This window comes from Acetobacter aceti (assembly GCF_002005445.1).
GTDB classification, from domain to species: Bacteria; Pseudomonadota; Alphaproteobacteria; order Acetobacterales; family Acetobacteraceae; genus Acetobacter; species Acetobacter aceti_B.
Map to the genome: position 1 here is coordinate 2,282,581 of NZ_CP014692.1, position 20,650 is coordinate 2,303,230.

14 protein-coding genes are annotated in these 20,650 nt (G+C 55.8%); 8 read left to right on the top strand and 6 right to left on the bottom strand.

The features are described from left to right. Positions 1–266 precede the first annotated feature (266 nt). A complete protein-coding gene (locus A0U92_RS10295) occupies positions 267–1,259 on the top strand; it encodes a lysozyme inhibitor LprI family protein (RefSeq protein WP_077813141.1) in 993 nt (330 codons plus the stop codon). A gap of 301 nt (positions 1,260–1,560) precedes the next feature. Here A0U92_RS10295 and aspS read toward each other — a convergent pair whose 3' ends face one another. Further along, positions 1,561–3,372 carry an aspartate--tRNA ligase gene (gene aspS, locus A0U92_RS10300; protein ID WP_077813142.1) on the bottom strand — a complete coding sequence of 604 codons (1,812 nt, stop codon included), beginning with the start codon at positions 3,370–3,372 and terminating at the stop codon, positions 1,561–1,563. 104 nt (positions 3,373–3,476) lie between these two features. Continuing rightward, on the bottom strand, positions 3,477–3,605 hold the full coding sequence (locus tag A0U92_RS18435; RefSeq protein ID WP_257788144.1) for a hypothetical protein: 129 nt from the start codon (positions 3,603–3,605) through the stop codon (positions 3,477–3,479). 17 nt (positions 3,606–3,622) lie between these two features. On the opposite strand from A0U92_RS18435, the gene A0U92_RS10305 reads away from it, so the two are divergent. Then, a complete protein-coding gene (locus A0U92_RS10305; protein ID WP_077814382.1) occupies positions 3,623–5,041 on the top strand; it encodes an FAD-binding oxidoreductase in 1,419 nt (472 codons plus the stop codon). A gap of 67 nt (positions 5,042–5,108) precedes the next feature. Beyond that, positions 5,109–5,228 (top strand): nitroreductase family protein, encoded by a 120-nt coding sequence (locus A0U92_RS18290; protein ID WP_236748087.1) that lies wholly within the window; start codon positions 5,109–5,111, stop codon positions 5,226–5,228. Between the two features lie 136 nt (positions 5,229–5,364). Here A0U92_RS18290 and A0U92_RS10310 read toward each other — a convergent pair whose 3' ends face one another. Both A0U92_RS10310 and lepA read right to left on the bottom strand, forming a co-directional pair. After that, positions 5,365–6,864 carry a lipopolysaccharide biosynthesis protein gene (locus A0U92_RS10310; protein WP_077813143.1) on the bottom strand — a complete coding sequence of 500 codons (1,500 nt, stop codon included), beginning with the start codon at positions 6,862–6,864 and terminating at the stop codon, positions 5,365–5,367. Positions 6,865–7,332: 468 nt separating this feature from the next. Next, positions 7,333–9,138 carry a translation elongation factor 4 gene (gene lepA / locus A0U92_RS10315; RefSeq protein WP_077813144.1) on the bottom strand — a complete coding sequence of 602 codons (1,806 nt, stop codon included), beginning with the start codon at positions 9,136–9,138 and terminating at the stop codon, positions 7,333–7,335. A gap of 119 nt (positions 9,139–9,257) precedes the next feature. On the opposite strand from lepA, the gene A0U92_RS10320 reads away from it, so the two are divergent. From A0U92_RS10320 to A0U92_RS10340, 5 genes are all read left to right on the top strand, one after another. After that, on the top strand, positions 9,258–11,135 hold the full coding sequence (locus A0U92_RS10320; RefSeq protein ID WP_077813145.1) for a M3 family oligoendopeptidase: 1,878 nt from the start codon (positions 9,258–9,260) through the stop codon (positions 11,133–11,135). A gap of 3 nt (positions 11,136–11,138) precedes the next feature. Continuing rightward, positions 11,139–12,500, top strand: a complete 1,362-nt coding sequence (locus A0U92_RS10325) for an ABC1 kinase family protein (protein ID WP_077813146.1) — start codon at positions 11,139–11,141, stop codon at positions 12,498–12,500. Between the two features lie 513 nt (positions 12,501–13,013). After that, a complete protein-coding gene (locus tag A0U92_RS10330) occupies positions 13,014–13,511 on the top strand; it encodes a hypothetical protein (RefSeq protein ID WP_236748088.1) in 498 nt (165 codons plus the stop codon). Between the two features lie 606 nt (positions 13,512–14,117). Beyond that, positions 14,118–16,076 carry a putative bifunctional diguanylate cyclase/phosphodiesterase gene (locus A0U92_RS10335; RefSeq protein WP_187668747.1) on the top strand — a complete coding sequence of 653 codons (1,959 nt, stop codon included), beginning with the start codon at positions 14,118–14,120 and terminating at the stop codon, positions 16,074–16,076. A 107-nt stretch (positions 16,077–16,183) separates the two neighbouring features. Beyond that, entirely contained in the window at positions 16,184–16,753 is a 570-nt protein-coding gene (locus A0U92_RS10340) for an NADPH-dependent FMN reductase (RefSeq protein WP_077813149.1), read from the top strand. Between the two features lie 80 nt (positions 16,754–16,833). Here A0U92_RS10340 and A0U92_RS10345 read toward each other — a convergent pair whose 3' ends face one another. Then, positions 16,834–18,582, bottom strand: coding sequence for a DEAD/DEAH box helicase (locus tag A0U92_RS10345; RefSeq protein ID WP_077813150.1), 1,749 nt, complete (start codon positions 18,580–18,582; stop codon positions 16,834–16,836). 134 nt (positions 18,583–18,716) lie between these two features. Continuing rightward, positions 18,717–20,555, bottom strand: coding sequence for a hypothetical protein (locus A0U92_RS10350; RefSeq protein WP_077814383.1), 1,839 nt, complete (start codon positions 20,553–20,555; stop codon positions 18,717–18,719). Positions 20,556–20,650 lie beyond the last annotated feature (95 nt).

Sequence of the window (20,650 nt, forward strand, 5' to 3'; positions counted from 1 at the left end):
CTTCTAAACTATAAGGAAATTCTTAATAAGGCTTTTCTTGAAAAACCTCTGAAGAGGCTATCTTTTTTGAAACACGTGGCGAATCAATCATTTTCGTCAAAAATTGGCCGACGAAGCGATCTTAAAAATAGATATTCCAATTCATCTGAATCCTTGGACACCCGAAAGGTGAACGTGATGGGGTATGATAAACCACCTTGTAAAAAATAGGCTAAAAGACTATTTGATTACGTCTGAATACTCTTGGTCTGAAAAGGTTTCCTATAATGCGTAGCATATGGCTGGCAGCATTGGGAGCGCTTGCATTACCTCAACAGGTGTCAGCTGCAAGCTTCAATTGTACTTCAGTCTCCAAGCCAAAAGATAAGCTTATCTGTCAGAATGCAGAATTGTCAGCGCTCGACGATCAACTTACTCGTGTTTACGAACAGAAAATAGAGAGTTTAAGTCCTTACGGTGCGGATCTACTACGAAAATCCGAACGAAATTGGTTGCGATATGTAGAGATCGTTTGTCCAATTACTCCTATCTCCGAAAATAACTCTCGTGCAGATCAGGCCAACTGCCTACATCAGCTCTATCAGGCCCGACTGCACGGCCTCGATGCAGTCGGAAGAAAGATCGGGCCTTTTCTGTTCAATCAGGTCGACTCATTCGCGGCAGAGCCATACAATATTTCGGATATTTCCGGCAATCTGTTGGAATTTCATGACCAGCATCTCTCTTATCCTCAAATTGACGGTCCAAAATCGGCAGATACGATTACTTGGAACAAGATTTCCAACAAAGGCCAAGTCAGCACAGATACCAAGTGCGATAACCAGCAAGGTAACGAAGATATTCGCTATGACATCAGTTACGTGAATAACCACGTCATAAGTATGGTATGGACTGATTATACATACTGCGATGGTACGTCGCATGGCTTTGTTTCGTCTGGAAGTGACAATCGCGTTTGGGATCAAGGCTCACGGGAGTTGACTCCGGCTGACGTTTTCACAACTGGGTGGCCCGCCAAATTACAGCAGCTTTTTTGGAACGTCTTATTTAAGAAAGGCTGGAAGCCAAGAAACGATGAAGAAAAGCGTGCGATTTTGGAGACAGTGATTGAACCGAAGAAATGGTCATTTACAAATGAGGGGCTGAGTGTGTCATTTGGCGCTTATGACGCTGGGTGTTACGGGTGCGATCCGGGCGTTACAACGGTACGCTGGATCACTCTAAGGCCGCTTCTCACTACGAGTTCTTTGCTGCCGTAGTCGTTCCTTGAATTAACTCATCAAAGATGCGAAGTGCTATTGTTCCATATTTGCATTCAAAACCATAATTATCAGCTATATCAATATCAGTATCCATAGTGACATAATTGAATATTCGTTTTGTCTTACAATCATCATGTTCCCTCCTGAAATGAATGAATAAATTCTTAACATCTCATTGGGCAACGGACAGTCTTCCCTCCCTAAGCAGTCAAATCAAAAGATTCCTCACAAAAAAGCCGGGAACAAATCTGCTCCCGGCCTCCAAACTCACCCCATCACAAAAACGCTTAGCAGCGCCTCACTCCGTCTCCGCCGCGTCTTTCTTCACGACAGGCTTCGGCTTGGGCAGGTTCAGCGCGATGGAGAGTTCCTTCAGACGCGCAGGCTCGACGGTGGACGGTGCGCCCATCATCAGATCCTCGCCCTGCTGGTTCAGCGGGAACAGGATGACCTCGCGGATGTTCGGCTCGTCGGCCAGCAGCATGACCATGCGGTCCACGCCCGGAGCAGCGCCACCATGCGGCGGAGCGCCGAAGCGGAAGGCGTTGAGCATGCCGCCGAACTGCTCCTCGACCACGCTTTCCGGATAACCCGCGATCTCGAAGGCGCGGATCATCAGGTCCGGCAGGTGGTTACGGATCGCGCCGGAGGTCAGTTCGATGCCGTTGCAGACGATGTCATACTGATAGGCTTTGACGTCGAGCGGGTCCTGCGTGTTGAGCGCCTCAAGACCACCCTGCGGCATCGAGAACGGATTGTGGGAGAAGTCGATCTGCCCCGTTTCCTCGTTCTTCTCATACATCGGGAAGTCGACGATCCAGCAGAAGCGGAACTCGCCCTCCTCGATCAGTTCAAGTTCAGTCGCAATCTTGGTGCGGACCTGCCCTGAGAACTTCGCCACCTCGTCGCCCTTGCCTGCGGCGAAGAACACGGCGTCACCGGCTTTCAGGCCGAGCTTGTCCTGAATGGCCTTCACGCGGTCGGCTTCAAGGTTCTTGGCGATCGGTCCCTTGCCACCTTCCTCGTCGAACTGGATGTAGCCGAGGCCACCAGCGCCGTTCTCACGCGCCCATGCGTTCAGCTTGTCGAAGAAGCCACGCGGCTTCGGACCAGCGCCCGGAGCCGGGATGGCGCGGATTTCGCCACCACTCGCCGCGATTTTCGCGAACAGACCAAAGGATGAGTCGGCAAACTGCTCGGTGACGTTGGCGATCTTCAGAGGGTTACGCAGGTCGGGCTTGTCGGAGCCATAAACGGCCATCGCCTCGGCATACGGGATGCGCGGGAACGGCGCGGGGGTGACAGCGCGGCCATTACCGAATTCGCGGAACACGCCTTCCATGACCGGCTCAAGTGTTGCAAATACTTCTTCCTGCGTGGCGAAAGCCATTTCGAAGTCGAGCTGATAGAACTCGCCGGGGCTGCGGTCAGCGCGGGCGGCTTCGTCACGGAAGCAGGGCGCGATCTGGAAGTAGCGGTCGAAACCCGCGACCATGGCGAGCTGCTTGAACTGCTGTGGAGCCTGCGGGAGCGCGTAGAACTTGCCTGGATGCAGACGGGACGGCACGAGGAAGTCGCGTGCGCCTTCCGGGGAGGAAGCCGTCAGGATTGGCGTCTGGAACTCGGTGAAGCCCTGCTCGACCATACGGCGACGCAGGCTGGCGATCACCTGCGAGCGCAGCAGGATGTTGCGGTGAATCTTCTCACGGCGCAGGTCGAGATAGCGGTATTTCAGGCGCAGTTCTTCGCCGTAATGCTCGTTGCCGGCCACCTGGAACGGCAGGACGGCGGCGGCGGACTGCACCGTGAACTCTTTCGCGCGCAGTTCGATATCGCCGGTCGGCAGGTTCGGGTTGCGCGTGGTTTCCTCACGCAGCACGACCTCGCCCGTCACGGTGATGACGCTCTCGACACGGACTTCTTCGGCCACCGGCATGACCGGAGATTCGGCGGGAATGACGATCTGCGTCAGGCCGTCCTGATCGCGCAGATCGATGAACAGCAGGCCACCGTGATCCCGCTTGCTGTGGACCCAGCCGGACAGGCGCACGGTCTTTCCGGCGTCTTCGGCGCGGAGGGCGGCGCAGCTATGGGTGCGATACGGATGCATGTGGTCAATTCCTGCCCGGCTGGAACGCGGCGCGGACAGCGGGAAGCTGTCCGGCCACACTATGAAAATTCAGGGGCGGAGGAAGCCGGTCACGGGCGCTCATGTCAAGCCCGGAGAGGTTTCTCAGGCGTGAACAGCACCGTTTTCTTGCCTGTAAAGGAAACCCTGCCGCGTTCCTGCATCGGTAGCCGAATGGGTGATGAGCGGATACAACCTTCTGAATTCATTTTCATCAATCAGGTCTCTCCTCATGTCCGACACCCTCTCCGCCCCGATGACCGGCGTGGAAACTGTTCTTTCCGCCCTCCGCGAGACCATGGGCACCCAGATCAGCACCGTGCCTTCCGTGCGTGAGGAACATAGTCACGGCGAGGCTCTGGATGTCTCCTGCCTGCCAGCCGCCGTTGTCTTCGCGGAAAGCACGGACGATGTCTCCCGCGTGCTGTCGCTGTGTCATGAACATCGGGTGCCGGTCGTAGCATTCGGCGCAGGCACGTCGATTGAAGGCCATGTCACGCCACCCGCAGACGGCATCAGCCTCGATCTGTCCCGCATGACGGAGATCGTGCAGTTCAATCCGGAGGACCTCGACTGCCGTGTGCAGGCCGGTCTGACGCGACAGGAACTCAACACCCGCATCCGCGATTCCGGTCTGTTCTTTCCTGTCGATCCCGGTGGCGAGGCCACGCTCGGCGGCATGTGCGCCACCCGCGCTTCCGGCACGGCGGCGGTTAAATATGGCACGATGAAGGAAAACGTGCTCGGCATGACCGTGGTGCTGGCGACCGGCGAAGTGATCCGCACGGGTGGGCAGGTCCGTAAATCCTCGACAGGCTATGACCTGACGTCGCTGTTTATTGGCTCGGAAGGCACGCTGGGCATCATCACCGAGATCCAGTTGCGTCTTTACGGACTGCCGGAAAGCATCGCCGCCGCAATCTGCCAGTTCAGCACCGTGGACGAGGCGATCACCACCGCCGTCGAGATGATCCAGTATGGCCTGCCCGTCGCCCGTGTGGAGTTTCTGGACGAGGTGCAGATGGCGGCCAGCATCGCTTTCTCACACCTCGACGAACTGAAACCCCTGCCGACACTGTTCTTCGAGTTTTCCGGCGGCCCCGCGTCCGTGCGTGAACAGGTCGAGGCGACAGAAAGCATTGCCCGCGACAATGGCGGTCTAGGCTTTGCGTGGGCAGACACACCTGAAGAACGCACCCGTCTGTGGAAAGCCCGTCACGACGCCTTCTGGGCAGCCCGCGCCATCGACCACTCGGCGCTCGTCATCTCCACGGACTGCATCGTGCCGATTTCCCGTCTCGCCGAACTGATCGATGGCGCACGCGAGGATATTGCCGCCTCCGGCCTGCGTGCCGCCATGCTGGGCCATGTGGGCGACGGCAATTTTCACACGCTGATTCTCACGGAGAACTCCGCTGAAGGCCGTGCGAGGCTGCTTGAACTGGATCGCAAAATTGTGGGCCGCGCTCTGGCTCTGGGCGGCTCATGCAGCGGTGAACATGGCGTCGGAATTGGCAAGCTGGAATTCCTTGAGCCTGAACACGGTGTCGGGGCGCTCAGTGTGATGCGCGCCCTGAAGCAGACGATGGACCCGCGCGGTATCCTTAACCCCGGCAAACTCCTGCCCCCCGGCGAAGCCTATAGAGGATGACAGTTTCAGCCATTCTGGGGATGTTTTTCGTGGGCGGCGGGATGTTCGGCATGTCCGCCCTTAACCCGTGGAAGAGAACACGCTCGACGAGTTGCTGCAGGTCGCAAGCACGGCGCCTTCGGTTGGCCTCAGTGAGCCATGGCGTTTCATGTGGGTAGACAGCCCTGCCCGACGTGAGACAGTGTGAAACCTCTTCGCCCGCAGTCAGACCGAAGCCCTCTCAGAGCGTGAGGGCGAAGATGCGGCTGCTTATGCCCGTCTGGAACTGATAGAACTGGAAAGGCTTGGCTGGGAGCAGCGCCAGCAAGCCTGCCGGGAATGGATCAGACGCCAGCGTTGGCCGCCTGACGCCGTTTCCTGAGCTTTCCTCCGAACCGATTCACGATTTCCTTGAACATGTCAGGCCGGAATACGGCCAGAAGCGCTGGGTAGATGATGCAGGTCACAAGGCCGATGACCATGCATTCGGCAAAATCGTTGCCGTGAAACAGGCTGATCTGTGCGAAGCCCATACCAAGCCCGATAGCGATGCAGGCAAAGAACATGGGAAGGAAATAGAATTCGGCCACCGTCAGGAACGATGTGCCGGACCCGATCAGGATCAGGTAGGAGGTGATGGGAGGCCAGGTAAAATAATAAGCGGCCACGGCAAGGGCCACGCCCATGACGCCATCCCAATATCCGCCAATACCCACCATGATATAAAACAGCGGCAAAGCGATAAACTGGTAGCGACATGAACGCCTGAACTCGCGCCGGGCGCTCAGAAGCGAGCCCGTGATCCAGCTGAGCGCATCGAATGGCAACCCAATACTCAGAATGATGACATAAGGCACCGCGGGCATCCAGCGCTCACCAAACAGCAGGTGAAGACCCGGCTTGGCCAGACCGGCCTGCAGGAAACAGAACGGCATGACGAGATAACCCAGCAGGCGGCACGCGCGGATAACGGCATCGGTCTGGCGCGCCGGTTCATTACGGAACTGCACAAGCGCTGGAAAAACAACATTGCTTACATTCCCCGCCAGCATACGCACGGGCTGTGCCGCAAAGCGGAAAGCGAAGAAATAGTATCCAACCATCATCTTGGACGCTATCAGGCCGAGGACGATGTAATCCCCCTGATTGATGAACTCGACGCAGGTCCGGCTCAGCAGGATCAGCGTGCTGTTACCCAGCAGATAGCGGGCCTGAATTTTTCTGTAACGCCCCCTGGTGAAAGGTGCGGCCCGTTTCCAGAGCCACGCTGTACGAAGAATGGCGACGACAGAATAAGGGATGGCAAAAGCATAGGCTCCCACGCCCAGTGCCGCGAGAATGATCGTCAGAAGCTGGAGCGTTACAATTTCGAAGGTGTTGCAGCCAGCCAGAAAACGGAAGTCCATTTCCGCCCTGATCTTTACGGCTGACACCGTGCCCAATGCCCTCAGCGGTGTGGAGATCGCAATAGCGATAATAAGGCCGACGAGGCTTGGTGAATGGTACCAATGCGCCGCGAAAGGCGCCACCGCAATCATGCCGACCATACCGATCAGACTCACGCCCACACACATCCAGAACGCCAGCGGCTCCCAGAGCGTCATGGTTTTCTGGCGCTGGAGCAGCACCTCGTCGATCCCGAAACCGATCAGGGAATTAGCGATGCTGGTGACCGTCAACGCAAGACCGATCGCCCCGAAATCTTCCGGCAGGAGCAGACGGGCGAGAATGAGCTGGGAGAAGAAACCGATGCCTCGCGACGCAAGACTTTGAACGACAAGCCAGAGAAAACCACTTGTTGCGGCTTTCCCCACTCCGGATGGGGCAGATATCTTCGATGTCATAGTGGGGCGCAACTAGTCATATGGCTGAATCCGGCTCTTCAACGCGAGCATTCCCCATATTGGAAATGTTGGACCTCAAATCACCACATTCTCCCCCCCTACGAAACCCCTTTCCGCGCCGCAAACTCTACCCGACCCGAAATGATCACCTGATTCTTTATCTCATTATTGATATAAAATACAAAATACACAATAAAACTCAAAAATCGCACACACTTGATATACAGGAATCCAAATAGAATTTACCTGAATTCCATTCCAGATCATCCAAACGACCAATACTAATAATGATCCGGTATATCCACACAGATTACTTACACCATAGCGTCGCCCAGAGAGACAATACAGGACCGCCTCCGGCTTTCAAAGCCAGAGGCGACTCACGCAATCAAACCTTCAAAAGATTGTATTTCAATAAGACCGCAGGGCATCGCCATACCTGTACCGGTTTGACAAAGGCCCGTCAGATCATCGATCCATTTTCAGCGCAGCAAGGAACGCACTCTGCGGAATTTCGACCTTGCCGAACTGCCGCATCCGCTTCTTTCCCTCTTTCTGCTTCTCCAGCAGCTTGCGCTTACGTGAGATATCACCGCCATAGCACTTCGCCGTCACGTCCTTGGACAGAGCACCAATGGTCTCACGCGCAATCACACGCGCACCAATGGCGGCCTGAATGGCGATCTTGAAGAGCTGACGGGGGATCAGGTCTTTCAGGCGGGCACAGATGGCGCGACCACGACTTTCGGCGGCCGCACGATGCGCGATGAAGGACAGCGCATCCACCGGCTCCTGATTGACGAGAATCGAGATCCTTACGAGGTCGCTCTCCTCGTACCCATCCATCTGGTAGTCGAAACTGGCGTAACCACGTGTCAGCGACTTGAGTCGATCATAGAAATCGAACACCACTTCGTTGAGAGGCAGGCGATAGATCGCCATGGCACGATTGCCGACATAGGTCAGGTCAACCTGCACACCGCGCCGTTCGGTGCACAGCGTCAGCACGGCGCCAAGATACTCGTCCGGCACCATGATCGTCGCCTTGATCCACGGCTCCTCGATATACTCGATCTTCATCGGATCGGGCATGTCGGCGGGATTATGCAGATCCTCTTCCGTGCCGTCATTCATCTTCAGGTGATAGACAACGGACGGCGCGGTCGCGATCAGATCGAGATCGAACTCACGGGACAGACGCTCCTGAATGATCTCGAGATGCAGCAGACCAAGGAAGCCACACCGGAAGCCGAAACCAAGCGCGGCGGATGTCTCCGCCTCATAGTGGAACGAAGCATCATTCAGACGCAGCTTGGCGAGGCTGTCACGCAGCTTGTCGAAATCGTCCGCGTTGACCGGGAACAGACCACACCAGACCACTGGAATGGACGGCTTGAACCCTTCCAGCGGCTTGTCCGCCGGACGACGGTCATCGGTGATGGTGTCACCCACGTTACAGTCGGCGACGGTCTTGATGGCGGCATTGATGTAGCCCATCTCGCCTGGCCCGAGGTCATCCACCGGCACCATACGCGGCGCGAACACACCGACCTGATCCACCAGATGAGTCACACCGCTCGACATCATCCGGATACGCATACCTTTTTTCAGGCGACCTTCCTTGATGCGGACAAGGATAATGACGCCGAGGTAGGCGTCATACCAGCTATCCACCAGCATCGCCTTGAGAGGCACATCCGCCTCACCCGTTGGCGGCGGCAGGCGCGTGACCACAGCCTCCAGCACACCTTCAATATTGATGCCGGTCTTGGCCGAAATCTCCACGGCGTCCTCGGCGTCGATGCCGATGACTTCCTCGATCTGAGCCTTCACCCGCTCCGGCTCGGCGGCAGGAAGATCGATCTTGTTGAGGACGGGCACGATTTCGTGATTGGCGTCGATGGCCTGATACACGTTGGCCAGCGTCTGCGCCTCCACACCCTGCGAGGCGTCCACGACCAGCAACGAGCCCTCGCAGGCGGCGAGCGAACGGCTGACCTCGTAGGCGAAATCAACGTGGCCCGGCGTGTCCATCAGGTTCAGGATGTAGGTCTTGCCGTCCTTGGCCGGGTAGGTCAGGCGCACGGTCTGCGCCTTGATGGTGATGCCGCGCTCGCGCTCCAGTTCCATGTTGTCGAGCACCTGATTGGTCATCTCGCGGGCGGTCAGCGCGCCGCATGCCTGAATCATCCGGTCGGCAAGGGTGGATTTGCCGTGGTCGATATGGGCGATGATTGAGAAGTTACGGATCAGGGAAAGAGGCGTGTCGGTCATGCCCGCTCCATAGGGGAGAAAACTACAAAAGTCAGCAGGATAAAGTGCGGGAAATACTGCTGCGGGTGAAGAATCAATCGGCCTCGCCACCTGCGCGCGCGCGCGCTACAATCCGGACCATGGTTGATCAGGCTCCCCTTCCCCCCTCGCACGTCCGGCTGTGCGCCCTTTTCGTTCAGGCCCCACTGGCGCCAGACAGCTTGCCCGCATCAGGGCCCGCATCAGGGAGCGACAATGGTGACGTCCCTCCCCGCTGGGATCTGTCTGACCTTTATACGAGCCCCGACTCGCCTGCCCTGAAAGCCGATCTGGATCGTGCCGCCAGCGAGGCCAAGGCGTTTGCAGGCCGTTACAAAGGCACCGTTGCTTCCCTGTCCGGCGCTGATCTGGCGAAAGCGATCGAGACCAGCCAGACGATCAACGAAACTCTCGGCAAGGTCGGCTCCTTCGCGTCGCTCTCCTTCTCTGCCGACATGAACGATCCCGAAACGGGCAAGTTCAGTCAGGCCGTTCGCGAACGAATCTCTGACATCTCGTCGGATCTGCTATTCTTCACGCTGGAACTGAACACTATCGAGGAAGATGTGCTGGAGGCGAAACTGTCTTCCTCCTCCGCGCTGGCGCACTGGCAGCCGTTCCTGCGTGACCACCGGATGTTTCGTCCGCACCAGTTGCCGGACGATATCGAACAGGTGCTGCTGGAAAAATCCGTGACCGGCGCCTCCGCCTGGTGCCGCCTGTTCGACGAGCAGATCACGGCCCTTCGTGTCTCACTGGACGGTCGGGACATGCCCCTTGGCGAGGCGCTGAACCGGATGTCGGATCAGGATCGCAGCCGGCGCGAAGCGGCGGGCAAGGCTGTCGGAAAGGCTCTGGAAGACAATATCCGACTGTTCTCTCTGGTGACCAACACCCTCGCCAAGGACAAGGCCATCTCCGACAAGATGCGCCGCTATCCTCGCCCCGAGTCCTACCGCAATATCTCCAACATGGTAGAAGATGAGGTCGTCGATGCGCTTGTCTCCGCCGTGACGGATGACTTCCCCCGCCTGTCCCATCGCTATTACAGCCTGAAAGCCAAATGGCTCGGTCTGGAGAAGCTGGAACACTGGGACCGCAACGCCCCCCTCCCCGGCATGCGCGAGAAAGAGATTCCATGGGCGGATGCCAAAGCCATCGTGCATCAGGCTTACCAGAAATTCGATCCATCGCTGGGAGCGATTGTCGGCGAGTTCTTCGACAGACCATGGATCGATGCCGCTCCCGTTCCGGGCAAGTCACCGGGGGCCTTCGCCCATCCGGTTGTGCCTTCGGTTCATCCTTATGTCCTGATGAACTATCGTGGGCGCACACGCGACGTCATGACGCTGGCGCATGAACTCGGACATGGCGTGCATCAGAAACTGGCTGCGAAACAGGGCTATTTTCTCTCATCGACACCTCTGACTCTGGCGGAAACGGCCAGTGTGTTTGGTGAGATGCTGACCTTCCAGTATCTGCTCGATGCGGAAAAAGACCCGATTCAGAAAAGACTTCTCCTCGCTTCCAAGGTTGAGGACATGCTGAATACGGTCGTCCGTCAGATCGCGTTCTACCAGTTTGAAAGCCGGGTTCATCATGCCCGTCGCGAAGGCGAACTTCTCCCCGAGCAGATCGGGGCCATCTGGCGTGAAGTGCAGACAGAAAGTCTTGGTCCTGCCTTCAACTTTACGCCTGAGTATGACACCTACTGGGCTTACGTGCCCCACTTCGTGCATACGCCGTTCTATGTCTACGCCTATGCTTTTGGAGACTGCCTCGTGAATGCGCTTTATGGCGTCTATCAGCAGGGCGCACCGGGTTTCCGGGAGAAATACCATGCGATGCTGGAAGCCGGCGGCACCAAACGGCACGGTGAACTCCTGGCTCCCTTCGGTCTTGATGCCAGCGATCCAGGTTTCTGGCGCAAGGGACTGGATGTGATTTCGGGCTTTATTGATCAGTTGGAGGAAGCCTGAGCCATGGCGGAGAAAGATCTCGACACGACAGGTCTGTTCGGCGAATTTCGGCGCATGGTCCGCACCACCGGCACCGTAGGCGGCATCGCAGCCCGCATGGCCGGGCATCGTCTTGGTTTCAAGGGAGATGGCGCTGCACACGCAGAAGATCTGAAAGCCATTCTCGGCGGTCTCAAGGGACCACTGATGAAAGCCGCACAGCTCCTCGCCACCATTCCGGGCGCCCTTCCTGATGAATACGCAACGGAACTGGCCCAGTTGCAGTCGAATGCCCCACCCATGGGCTGGAGCTTCGTGCGTCGACGCATGGCGGCAGAACTTGGCCCTGACTGGCAGAAGCACTTTCGTGAATTTGGCCGTGAAGCGGCGGCGGCCGCCAGTCTCGGACAGGTCCACAAGGCTGTTCTGCAGAATGGCGAAGTTGTCGCCTGCAAGCTGCAATATCCGGATATGACCACAACGGTCGAGGCTGACCTCAAACAGTTCCGTATGGCCATGGGCGTTTACCATAAGCTGGATAACGCCATTCGCCAGGACGATGTGATCGAGGAACTGACCGACCGCCTGAGGGAAGAACTCGATTACAAGCGCGAAGCTGCGAACCTGCGGCTTTACGGTCTCATGCTGAAGAACTCGGCCGCTGTCACCATTCCGAAAACCGTTGATTCGCTCTGCACCCGCCGTCTCCTGACAATGGAGTGGGTCAACGGACAGGGTCTGCAGAAGGTTCTCGACACCAACCCGTCACAGGAAGAACGGAACACCATGGCGCGCGCGCTTTTCGAAGCGTGGTATGTGCCGCTCTACCGTTATGGTGTCATTCATGGCGACCCTCATATGGGCAACTTCACGGTCCGCGATGATCTCGGGTTCAATCTGCTAGATTTCGGAACCATTCGTGTCTTCCGTCCCCGTTTCATCCGGGGAATCATCGAACTCTGTGAAGGTCTGCGCACGAAAGATGAAGAGCGCGCCGCGCATGCATACGAGATGTGGGGCTTTGACGGCCTGTCCCCTGACACGATAACTGTGCTCAACGAGTGGGCCAGTTTCCTCTACGAGCCTTTGATGGAAGATCGTGAGCGCACGATCAATGAAAATGCCGAAACGATCTTTGGGCGCGATATAGCCGGGCGTGTCCATACCGGCCTGCAGAAAACAGGTGGTGTAAAACCCCCAAGAGAGTTCGTTCTGGTCGATCGCTCCGCCATCGGTCTCGGTTCTGTTTTCATGCGGATTGGAGCCAAACTCAACTGGCACAGGATGTTTCAGGATCTCATCGCTGATTTTGATGAAGACGCACTGGCGGAGCAGCAGGCAGAAGTCCTCAAGGCGGCCGGACTCTCTGAATTCATAGAGAAATAATTTTCTTTATTTTCAAAACAGATATTGCAAGGATTACAAAAAACACACGTTTTTGTAATCCCTGCCCAACACTTCCACACATGCATGTTCCTCTATGGACCGGTATTCTTCCACCATTTTCGTTACGTTACCGTAATATTTAATGTAAATTATAGAAAATAAAATCCATTGTATTTACATAATATTATTTAATAAAATCACAGTATTTATAATACAAAAAATCACTAATATTCTGAACAACCCGAAAGCCGGGGTAATTTATTTGAGGATTACGCCATGTACGCCTTACTGTTTGCAGAACCAGTTCTTGATCGTGATGTTGTCCGTGTCGGCACCAGAGAAGGTATTTTTTCATCGCCATTAATTCGTGCCTGCGCCCACGGTGATCGTGAAGCGATCCGTGCTTTACTGATCGGGTTCTGGCCTTTCGTGCAGGCCTTCGAGCGCGCCATCGATCAACGCGTCGGGCACCTGCCTTTGCGCCCGCTTGTGGAGCGTTTCGGTCAGTCACGCGTGAAAACATTTTTTTCGGAAGCACGTGACGCTGTCAGAGAGATGAAAGAAGAAGAGGGTTCGCACGCCCTGCTGTGGGTCGCTGGCGCCAAAGAGTTGGGGATTGATCTGAATACAGATCATTACCCGCAGCTTTCCTCTATTGAAAATCTCATTCAGGCTTCAACCAGCGAAGATCCTGTTGAATTTTTTTCCTGGCTGGCAGGCGTGGAATATCTTGCAGAGGAGCTTTCAGCTTATCTGTGCCATGCTCCTGCCTTCACACGGGCATTTCCTTCCGGTCGCTGGATCTGGGGAGAGGCTCATAATGCACATGACCATCATGGCCCATCACATCTTGAAATAGATGAAGATCTGGCCAGAGCCTATCACCCTTCAAACGACCCGGAAATTGTGGGAGCAACCATGACTGCAAATATCCGCCGCTGCATTCAACTTTTTGACAGGGCAGCCACTCAGATACAGGACACTCTTGCCCAATCGGAAAAAGTTTCTTAAAATAAAGTTAAAATAAAGTTAAAATAAAGTTAAAATAAAGTTAAAATAAAGAAGGTTTGAATAAATATCTAATTTAATTTTAATATGATTGTGTCATTTTTTCAAGAGAAAATGCCTCTGTTTCTTCTTGATATAAGAAATAGAGGCATTTTTATGGTGCATGAGAGGTGATAGAAGCATGAAGGGTCTAAAAAATAATATTTTTTCTAAAATATGACTAAATATGTTTTTTTCATACATCTCAGGAAGACGCTCGAAAACATTCCTTTCTTGCCGAAAGGACCGGTTATACCACCACGCCTGAGGGCAATCGTCAGTGGGCAGCAGCGCAGAACCCTTCTCCGTCTGCTGCCTTTTCATCTGGCGGCGAACACCATCAGTGCGCCACTGACATTATCTTTTATTGAAACCCGTCATCCATTTTATGGAACCGCGCTTCTCCTTATCATTGAAATACTCGTTTTAAGCTATACTTTATGTATATGTTTTTTCCAAAAATCCGCACTTTCTACAAAAAATTTTACGATCTTCAACACCCTCGTCGGTTTCTGCTGGGCCAGTCTTCCCGTTATCGTGTTTCCCGGCGGGTCAGATCAGGAACAGACATTGATTGCAGGCGTCATCGTCGCTCTCATCGCAACGTCCCTGTCTGTATCACCACTATTCTGCGGAACTGTCGCCCTCGCTACCACCATCATCGCTGGCTGCATGATCGCTCTGTTCTGGGCGTGGCTTCTGCAACCCGACACGCTTTATGTCGTGCTCATGATGCTGCTGGGAATCTATGCAGGCTTCATTCTTGGTCTGGGCCGTGCGGTCTCCATTCTGCTCAAACGCTATATCATCACAAGCATCGAGCTTGAAGAGCAGACTGAAATCGTCCGGCTGATGCTGCGGCGTTCTGATCAGAGTGTGGGAGAATGGGTTTGGGAAACGGATGTCAGAGGTCATCTGACAAGCGGCATCCCTGCACTCGAAGCCCTTTTTCAGATCCCTGAAGGTCTGTCAGGAAAACCGTTTCTACGAACACTTGAAGACTATGTTACGGCGCAGGCGCAGTGGCATCATCTTGCAGAATGCATGCACTCACGCCTGTTTTTTCGCGACCTGATCATTTCACTCAAAGGCGCGCATTCAGTCCGCGTTCTCTCCTTCACCGGACACCCTCTTTTCAACAATGATGAATTCACGGGATATAGAGGCATAGGGGCGGATATCACCAAAGATTACACTCTGGATCAGCAAGCTTCCTTCAGAGCCGCCCACGACAGCCTTACCGGCCTGCCGAACCGTTACGCCTATGAGGACTCCTTCCGGGCAGTTCTTGTAAAACTATCCCGCGAGCACATACCTTTTGCCCTTCTGGCGCTGGATCTCGATAAATTCAAACCCATCAATGATACATTCGGACATGCTATTGGTGATCAGACATTAATCGAGATGTCAAAACGCCTTCAGACCTGCCTGAAGAACAACGACATGCTGTTCCGCATCGGTGGCGATGAAATGGTGCTTATCCATCAGAACGCCTCCCTCGATTCCGCGACACAACTGGCAACTGAACTCGTCAGCACGGTTGCCCGCCCGTTTTTCATCGCGGAGACAGCCATCCAGTGTTCCATCAGCGCCGGGATTGCCCTGGCTCCTGCCGCAGGGTCCAATGAAAGCACCCTGCAGGAAGCGGCTGACCTGGCGCTTTACGAAGCAAAACGGCATGGCGGCAACACGTACCGCGTGTTCGTCCCCTCCTACAGGGCAGTAGCCGATTCCCGCAGAGATCTGATCCGCGATCTTCGTGAAGCCATCCAGACACACAGCATTACCCTGCATTATCAACCGATCATCAATGCTCAGACCCGCCAGCTGGCTGGGTTTGAAGCTCTGGCGCGATGGACTCACCCGGTTCTGGGGCCAATCCCCCCTGACCGATTCATACGCCTCGCGGAAGAAGCTGGTCTGATGCACGATCTGGGCCATGCTCTTCTTGATGAAGCCTGCCGCACGGCGCATTCATGGCCTCATAATCTGTGGGTATCGGTCAATATTTCAGTCGATCAGCTCTATCATCGCAACTTCATCGGAGAAGTCAGAAGAATTCTGAAAGAAACGTCCTATCCCCCAAGACGACTCCAGCTCGAGGTCATTGAAACCATCTTTATGGAATCTGACGCCGCTACTTACAGTGTTTTACAGGAACTGGATTCGCTCGGCGTCCGGATTGTTCTGGATGATTTCGGAAAAGGCTATTCCTCTCTTGGATATCTGAGGTTTTTTCCATTCTCGAAGATCAAACTCGACGCAAGCTTCGTCCGGGACATGCTGTCAGACTCCCGCAGCGCCGCTATTGTCAGCGCAGTAATCGCGCTGGCAGGCGATCTGGGAGTGGCGGTCACAGCGGAAGGCGTCGAAACAGAAGAGTATTTTTACAGGCTGAGCAGCAAAGGCTGCACCGAAGTCCAAGGCTATCTCTTCGGATACCCCATGTCACAGGATAAGGTTGCATCCTTCATCGCAGGACATTTTCGACGGGTTCCCTTCGTGAACCAGAGCACCCTGCAATCATGACTTTCTTCTCACTGGACGGACATATCCCATTTCTGCTCCACTCTTTTGTGAATATCCGCTTCACAAAATGATACTCTGTAATCTCAGGTATCTGGCAGGGACGAGTCATGAACACAGAGTCCAGACTGAACTTTTCTGTTCTTTTAGGAAGTCTACGCAAATCATCACTCAACGCGGCAGTCGCCCGGGCGTTGCCTGAACTGGCACCATCAGGCGTATCGATTACGCCTTTGGGATCAATCGGTGACTTCCCGCACTACGATGCCGATTTGCAGGAGAGCAGTTTTCCTGCCCCGGTTATAGCCATGGCTCAGCAGATTGCCGCCTCCGATGGCGTCATCATCGTTACGCCTGAATATAATTATTCCGTACCTGGTGTTCTTAAAAATGCGATCGACTGGCTTTCCCGGGTCTCGCCACAACCCTTTATCAATAAGCCGGTGGCGATTCAGACCGCCTCGCCGGGCCTCATCGGAGGTGCTCGCGCACAGTACCATCTTCGTCAGTCACTGGTCTTTCTGGATGCATTTGTTCTCAACAAGCCGGAAGCAATGATCGGGCAGGCCACGCAAAAAATAGATCCGGAAAGTCTGCAACTGACGGACGTTGGGACGAGGGAATTTCTTACCCGCCAAATCAGCGCCCTGGTCGCACTCGCCGCGAGAGTGCGTGAATAAAGCAGAGTATCAAACGACAACGGGGGAAACAGCCTTCCGGCCACTTCCCCCGCACCAGACAACCCGGTCAGTTTTAATCTTTACCGACGCTTACGTGAGGAATCACGAGCCGGATCGCCTCCGGCGCGACGTGGCTTGGTGGAGCGTGAACCCGGGGCCCGTCCACGCGGCGAGGGCGCTTCGTTGCCAGTGGGCGCCTTGGCGGGCTCGATCTTGATTTCGTCGGCATCCGCAGCAGAAGCACATTCCGAAAACCGCTGCGCTTTTTCAGGCGAGATTTCCACAAGAGTATAAGTCGGCGCGATCCGGATGGAACCGATGTCTTTCTTGGTGACACCACCCAGACGACAGATAACTGGCACAAGCCACTTGGGATCAGCCTTGTCAGCACGTCCTACGGAAAGCTTGAACCAGCTTCCGCCTTCCATCTGCTTGCGCTCCCGGGGTTCACGTGGCTCGCGAGGTTCCCGCTGCTCGCGTCCCCCTTCTCTTGGAGCCCGTGCAGGTGCGCTGGACGGGGCAATCGGCCGAACCCTGACAGGCTGCGGCAGACCCTTGTTCCACAGAAACACCAACGCTGCCGCCAGTTGCTCAGGTGTCCGCTCGGCAATCAGGCGTTCGACAAGCGGCTTTACATTTTCCGGTGTTTCACGGGTCAGCGCTTCACTGGTGATCAGACGTTCGGTATCCGCTTCGTGGATCTGATCCAGAGTCGGGGCCGTGTTCCATGTGACGTCGACGCCTGCGGCCTGCATAAGACGATCTGCCTGACGCTTCTTCGACGGCACGGTAACCAGAACGCAGATACCCTTGCGGCCCGCACGGCCGGTACGTCCCGAACGATGCAGCAGGGTGGCCGGGCTACCGGGCAGGCTGGCGTGAATCACCAGTCCGAGTGAGGGCACATCAATGCCGCGCGCCGCGACATCCGTGGCCACGCAGACGCGGGCCTGCCCGTTGCGCAGACTTTCGATCGCCCGGCTACGCTCGTTCTGCCCCAGTTCGCCGGAGATCGCGACGGAAGAAAAACCGTGTTGCAGAAGGGCTGCATGCAACTGACGCACGCCTTCACGCGTGTGGCAGAACACCATCGAACACGGGCTTTCGATCAGCCGCAGCGTATTGATGATCGCGCCAATCGTGTCGTTCTGATCCGCAAGAATGGCGCGGTATTCGATGTCGGTATGCGGCTCGTTGTCGCCAATCGTGTCGATGCGCAGCGCGTCATGCTGATAACGCTTGGCGAGACGGGCGATTTCGCGGGCGATCGTCGCCGAGAACAGGAAGCTGCGACGATCCTGCGGGGTGGCGTCAAGCAGCGTCTCCAGCTCCTCGCGGAAGCCCAGATCAAGCATCTCGTCAGCTTCGTCGAGAACGGCGACCTTGAGGCCGGAAAGGTTCAGGTTTTTCCGCGAAAGATGATCGCACAGACGGCCCGGCGTGCCGACCACAATGTGGCAGCCCATCGACAGGGCGCGCGCTTCCTTGCGCGGCTCCATACCGCCTACACAGGACACGATGCGTGCGCCGGTGTCGGCGTAGAGCCACTCCAGTTCGCTTTTCACCTGCAGGGCAAGCTCACGGGTCGGCGCGATGACCAGCGCCAGCGGTGTAGGTGCGGGAGCAGCCTTGCCGTGCTCATCAAGCAGTTCGTTGGCCATAGCCAGACCAAAAGCGACGGTCTTGCCGGACCCCGTGCGTGCGGAGACGAGCAGATCCCGTCCCTTTGCCTTTTCATCAAGAACAGCCTCCTGAACGGGCGTTGGCTCCTGATAGCCGCGTTCGGCAAGAGCGTGCGCAAGCGTGGGGACTGTGTCCGGAAAAGGCATGATTTAGATAGGTCCTGGAACGGGGAGGCTGGAAGCCGGGCATAAAGAGAAATCTCTGGAAAAGCCAGCGTCAGCTCATAAAAAAGAACGGGCGCCCGGAAAGGAGCGCCCGCATGCCCTGTATGCAGCCATATTTACTGAAATGGCAAATACCGGAAATCGAAGAAAAGCTGACTCTCGGATGTGTGAGGCTTGCCACCGGAGCCTTCCCAGGCCTGCACACGGGAATAGGCCAGTTGGGTCCCGAATTCGACCGTCCCGAAACGACCCTTGAAAAAGCGCCACCATGCGCCAATCGTGCCTTCCATGACACTGTGGATGTTGGCTGTGCAGGGCATGGAGGACATTTCAATGTTGCAGCCCGTATTGATCGCATTCGGGTTGCCATAGCCATAAGCGGCGCCATTCAGCGTCGAGTAGTTACGTCCAGCCCACTGCGTGCCGAAATAGCCATACACGTCGAATCTCGGATTGGGATGAGCGATGATACCTGCGGTACCCTGCGCCGAGAACAATGGCTGGGGCTTGCCCTGAGCGTTGATGGTGGCGTCAGGCAGAAGAACCGAACCGTAGCGGCCAATCCCGTAACCCGCCAGGCCAGCAATACGCACTTCGACAACATGAGGGACGACAGGCAGGATCATGGAGCCGCCGCCGCCGCCCGTGGGCGCGGTGTAGTTGTGCCCTCCACCTTCCCATGACACGCGGTCATGCGCGAAATGCGCGATGCCTTCGATTTCGTAATGGCCCCAGTGAGGGTCATAGGCCATCTTGGCGATCACGTCCGGTGCAATCTCGTTCGAGAAAGGCCCATTGTTGGTCAGGCCCGTGCCATCCTTGTTGATGGTCGCCACCCTGCCGCCCGGCAGGACCACCCGCTCATCACCCTGTGTCGTGTAACCAGTCGTATCATACAGGGTCTGGGGATTCTCGATGGACAGGCCAAGCCAGAGCTTGTGGTTGAAGAAATCCTGCGTGATACGAACCTGCCATTGCCGCGCCCATGTCTGGCCGGCAAGCATCGCGGCGTCGATCGTTTCCGGCAGACTTTCCTGCCGCGGCACGATACCGATACGTCCCGGCGTCAGCATGCTCCATGCCTGACCAGCCAGAAAATGGAAGTTTTCCTTGCTGTTATCGTAAACAAGATAGGCCTGACGGAGGCGCGGCGAATAGCTGTTGCTCTCATAAGCATTGGTTGTATCGGCACCCGCGCCGAAATCGGTTTCAAAGAAGCCCGAAATGGTTTCGTACTGATCGATAGTGCCCTTCAGCATAAGGGAAAGACGGCTGTAGCGCGCGGCTCCCTCAAAGCTGTTCGTATGATAGTTCGGGCTGTTCTTGAAAGGCAGTCCTGACCAGTAAGTGAAGGTGCCCGTGGACATCTGGCGATTTTGCAGAACTGTCGCGGCGTCAACAAATCCGCCAAGTGCGATCGTCACCGGTCCTACGTGAAAGACGCCATGGTCGCCAACAGCGCCCGCAGCCTGTGCGCCCACGCTTTCACGCGGATGCGGACCAACGCCGTTTTCAGCCGTATGGGCAATCGTGTCTTCCGAACGATGAGCAGTCACCGTCTTGATCGTCGGGATGTCGTCCGTCACGAAAGTCGGATGCGCGTCCGGTTCATGCCGATGCGGGTTTGCACGCACAGGCTCCTCGATCTCTGTCTCGGGCATGGCCTCGTTGTTGGCCGTCATGATTTTCTGACGTGTCGCCTTGCTCAGCCCGGCATGACCGGCTGTCTGGCCAGCCATGGTCTTCCTTGCGACAAGCTGCTTCTGAAGGCCCATGAGAGCCTTGGTCAGCTGCGCCTGCTGCTGCTGAATCCGAGCGATCTGCTGCTCCATGAGCTCCAGTGATTCGCTCTGTTCGTCAGCATAGGCTGCAAGAGGAAAAAATGCTGCCCCGGCACAAAGCAGGAAAGTGAGGGAATAACAGGTCCGGCGGAAAAACGTCGGGCATTGGGGCATGGAGGAGGAGCGTCCCATTTCTTGAAAGAGTTTTGCGTCAAAACATTTCTTATTAAAGACATTTAATAATAAACCACTATGTAAATTGTCATTGA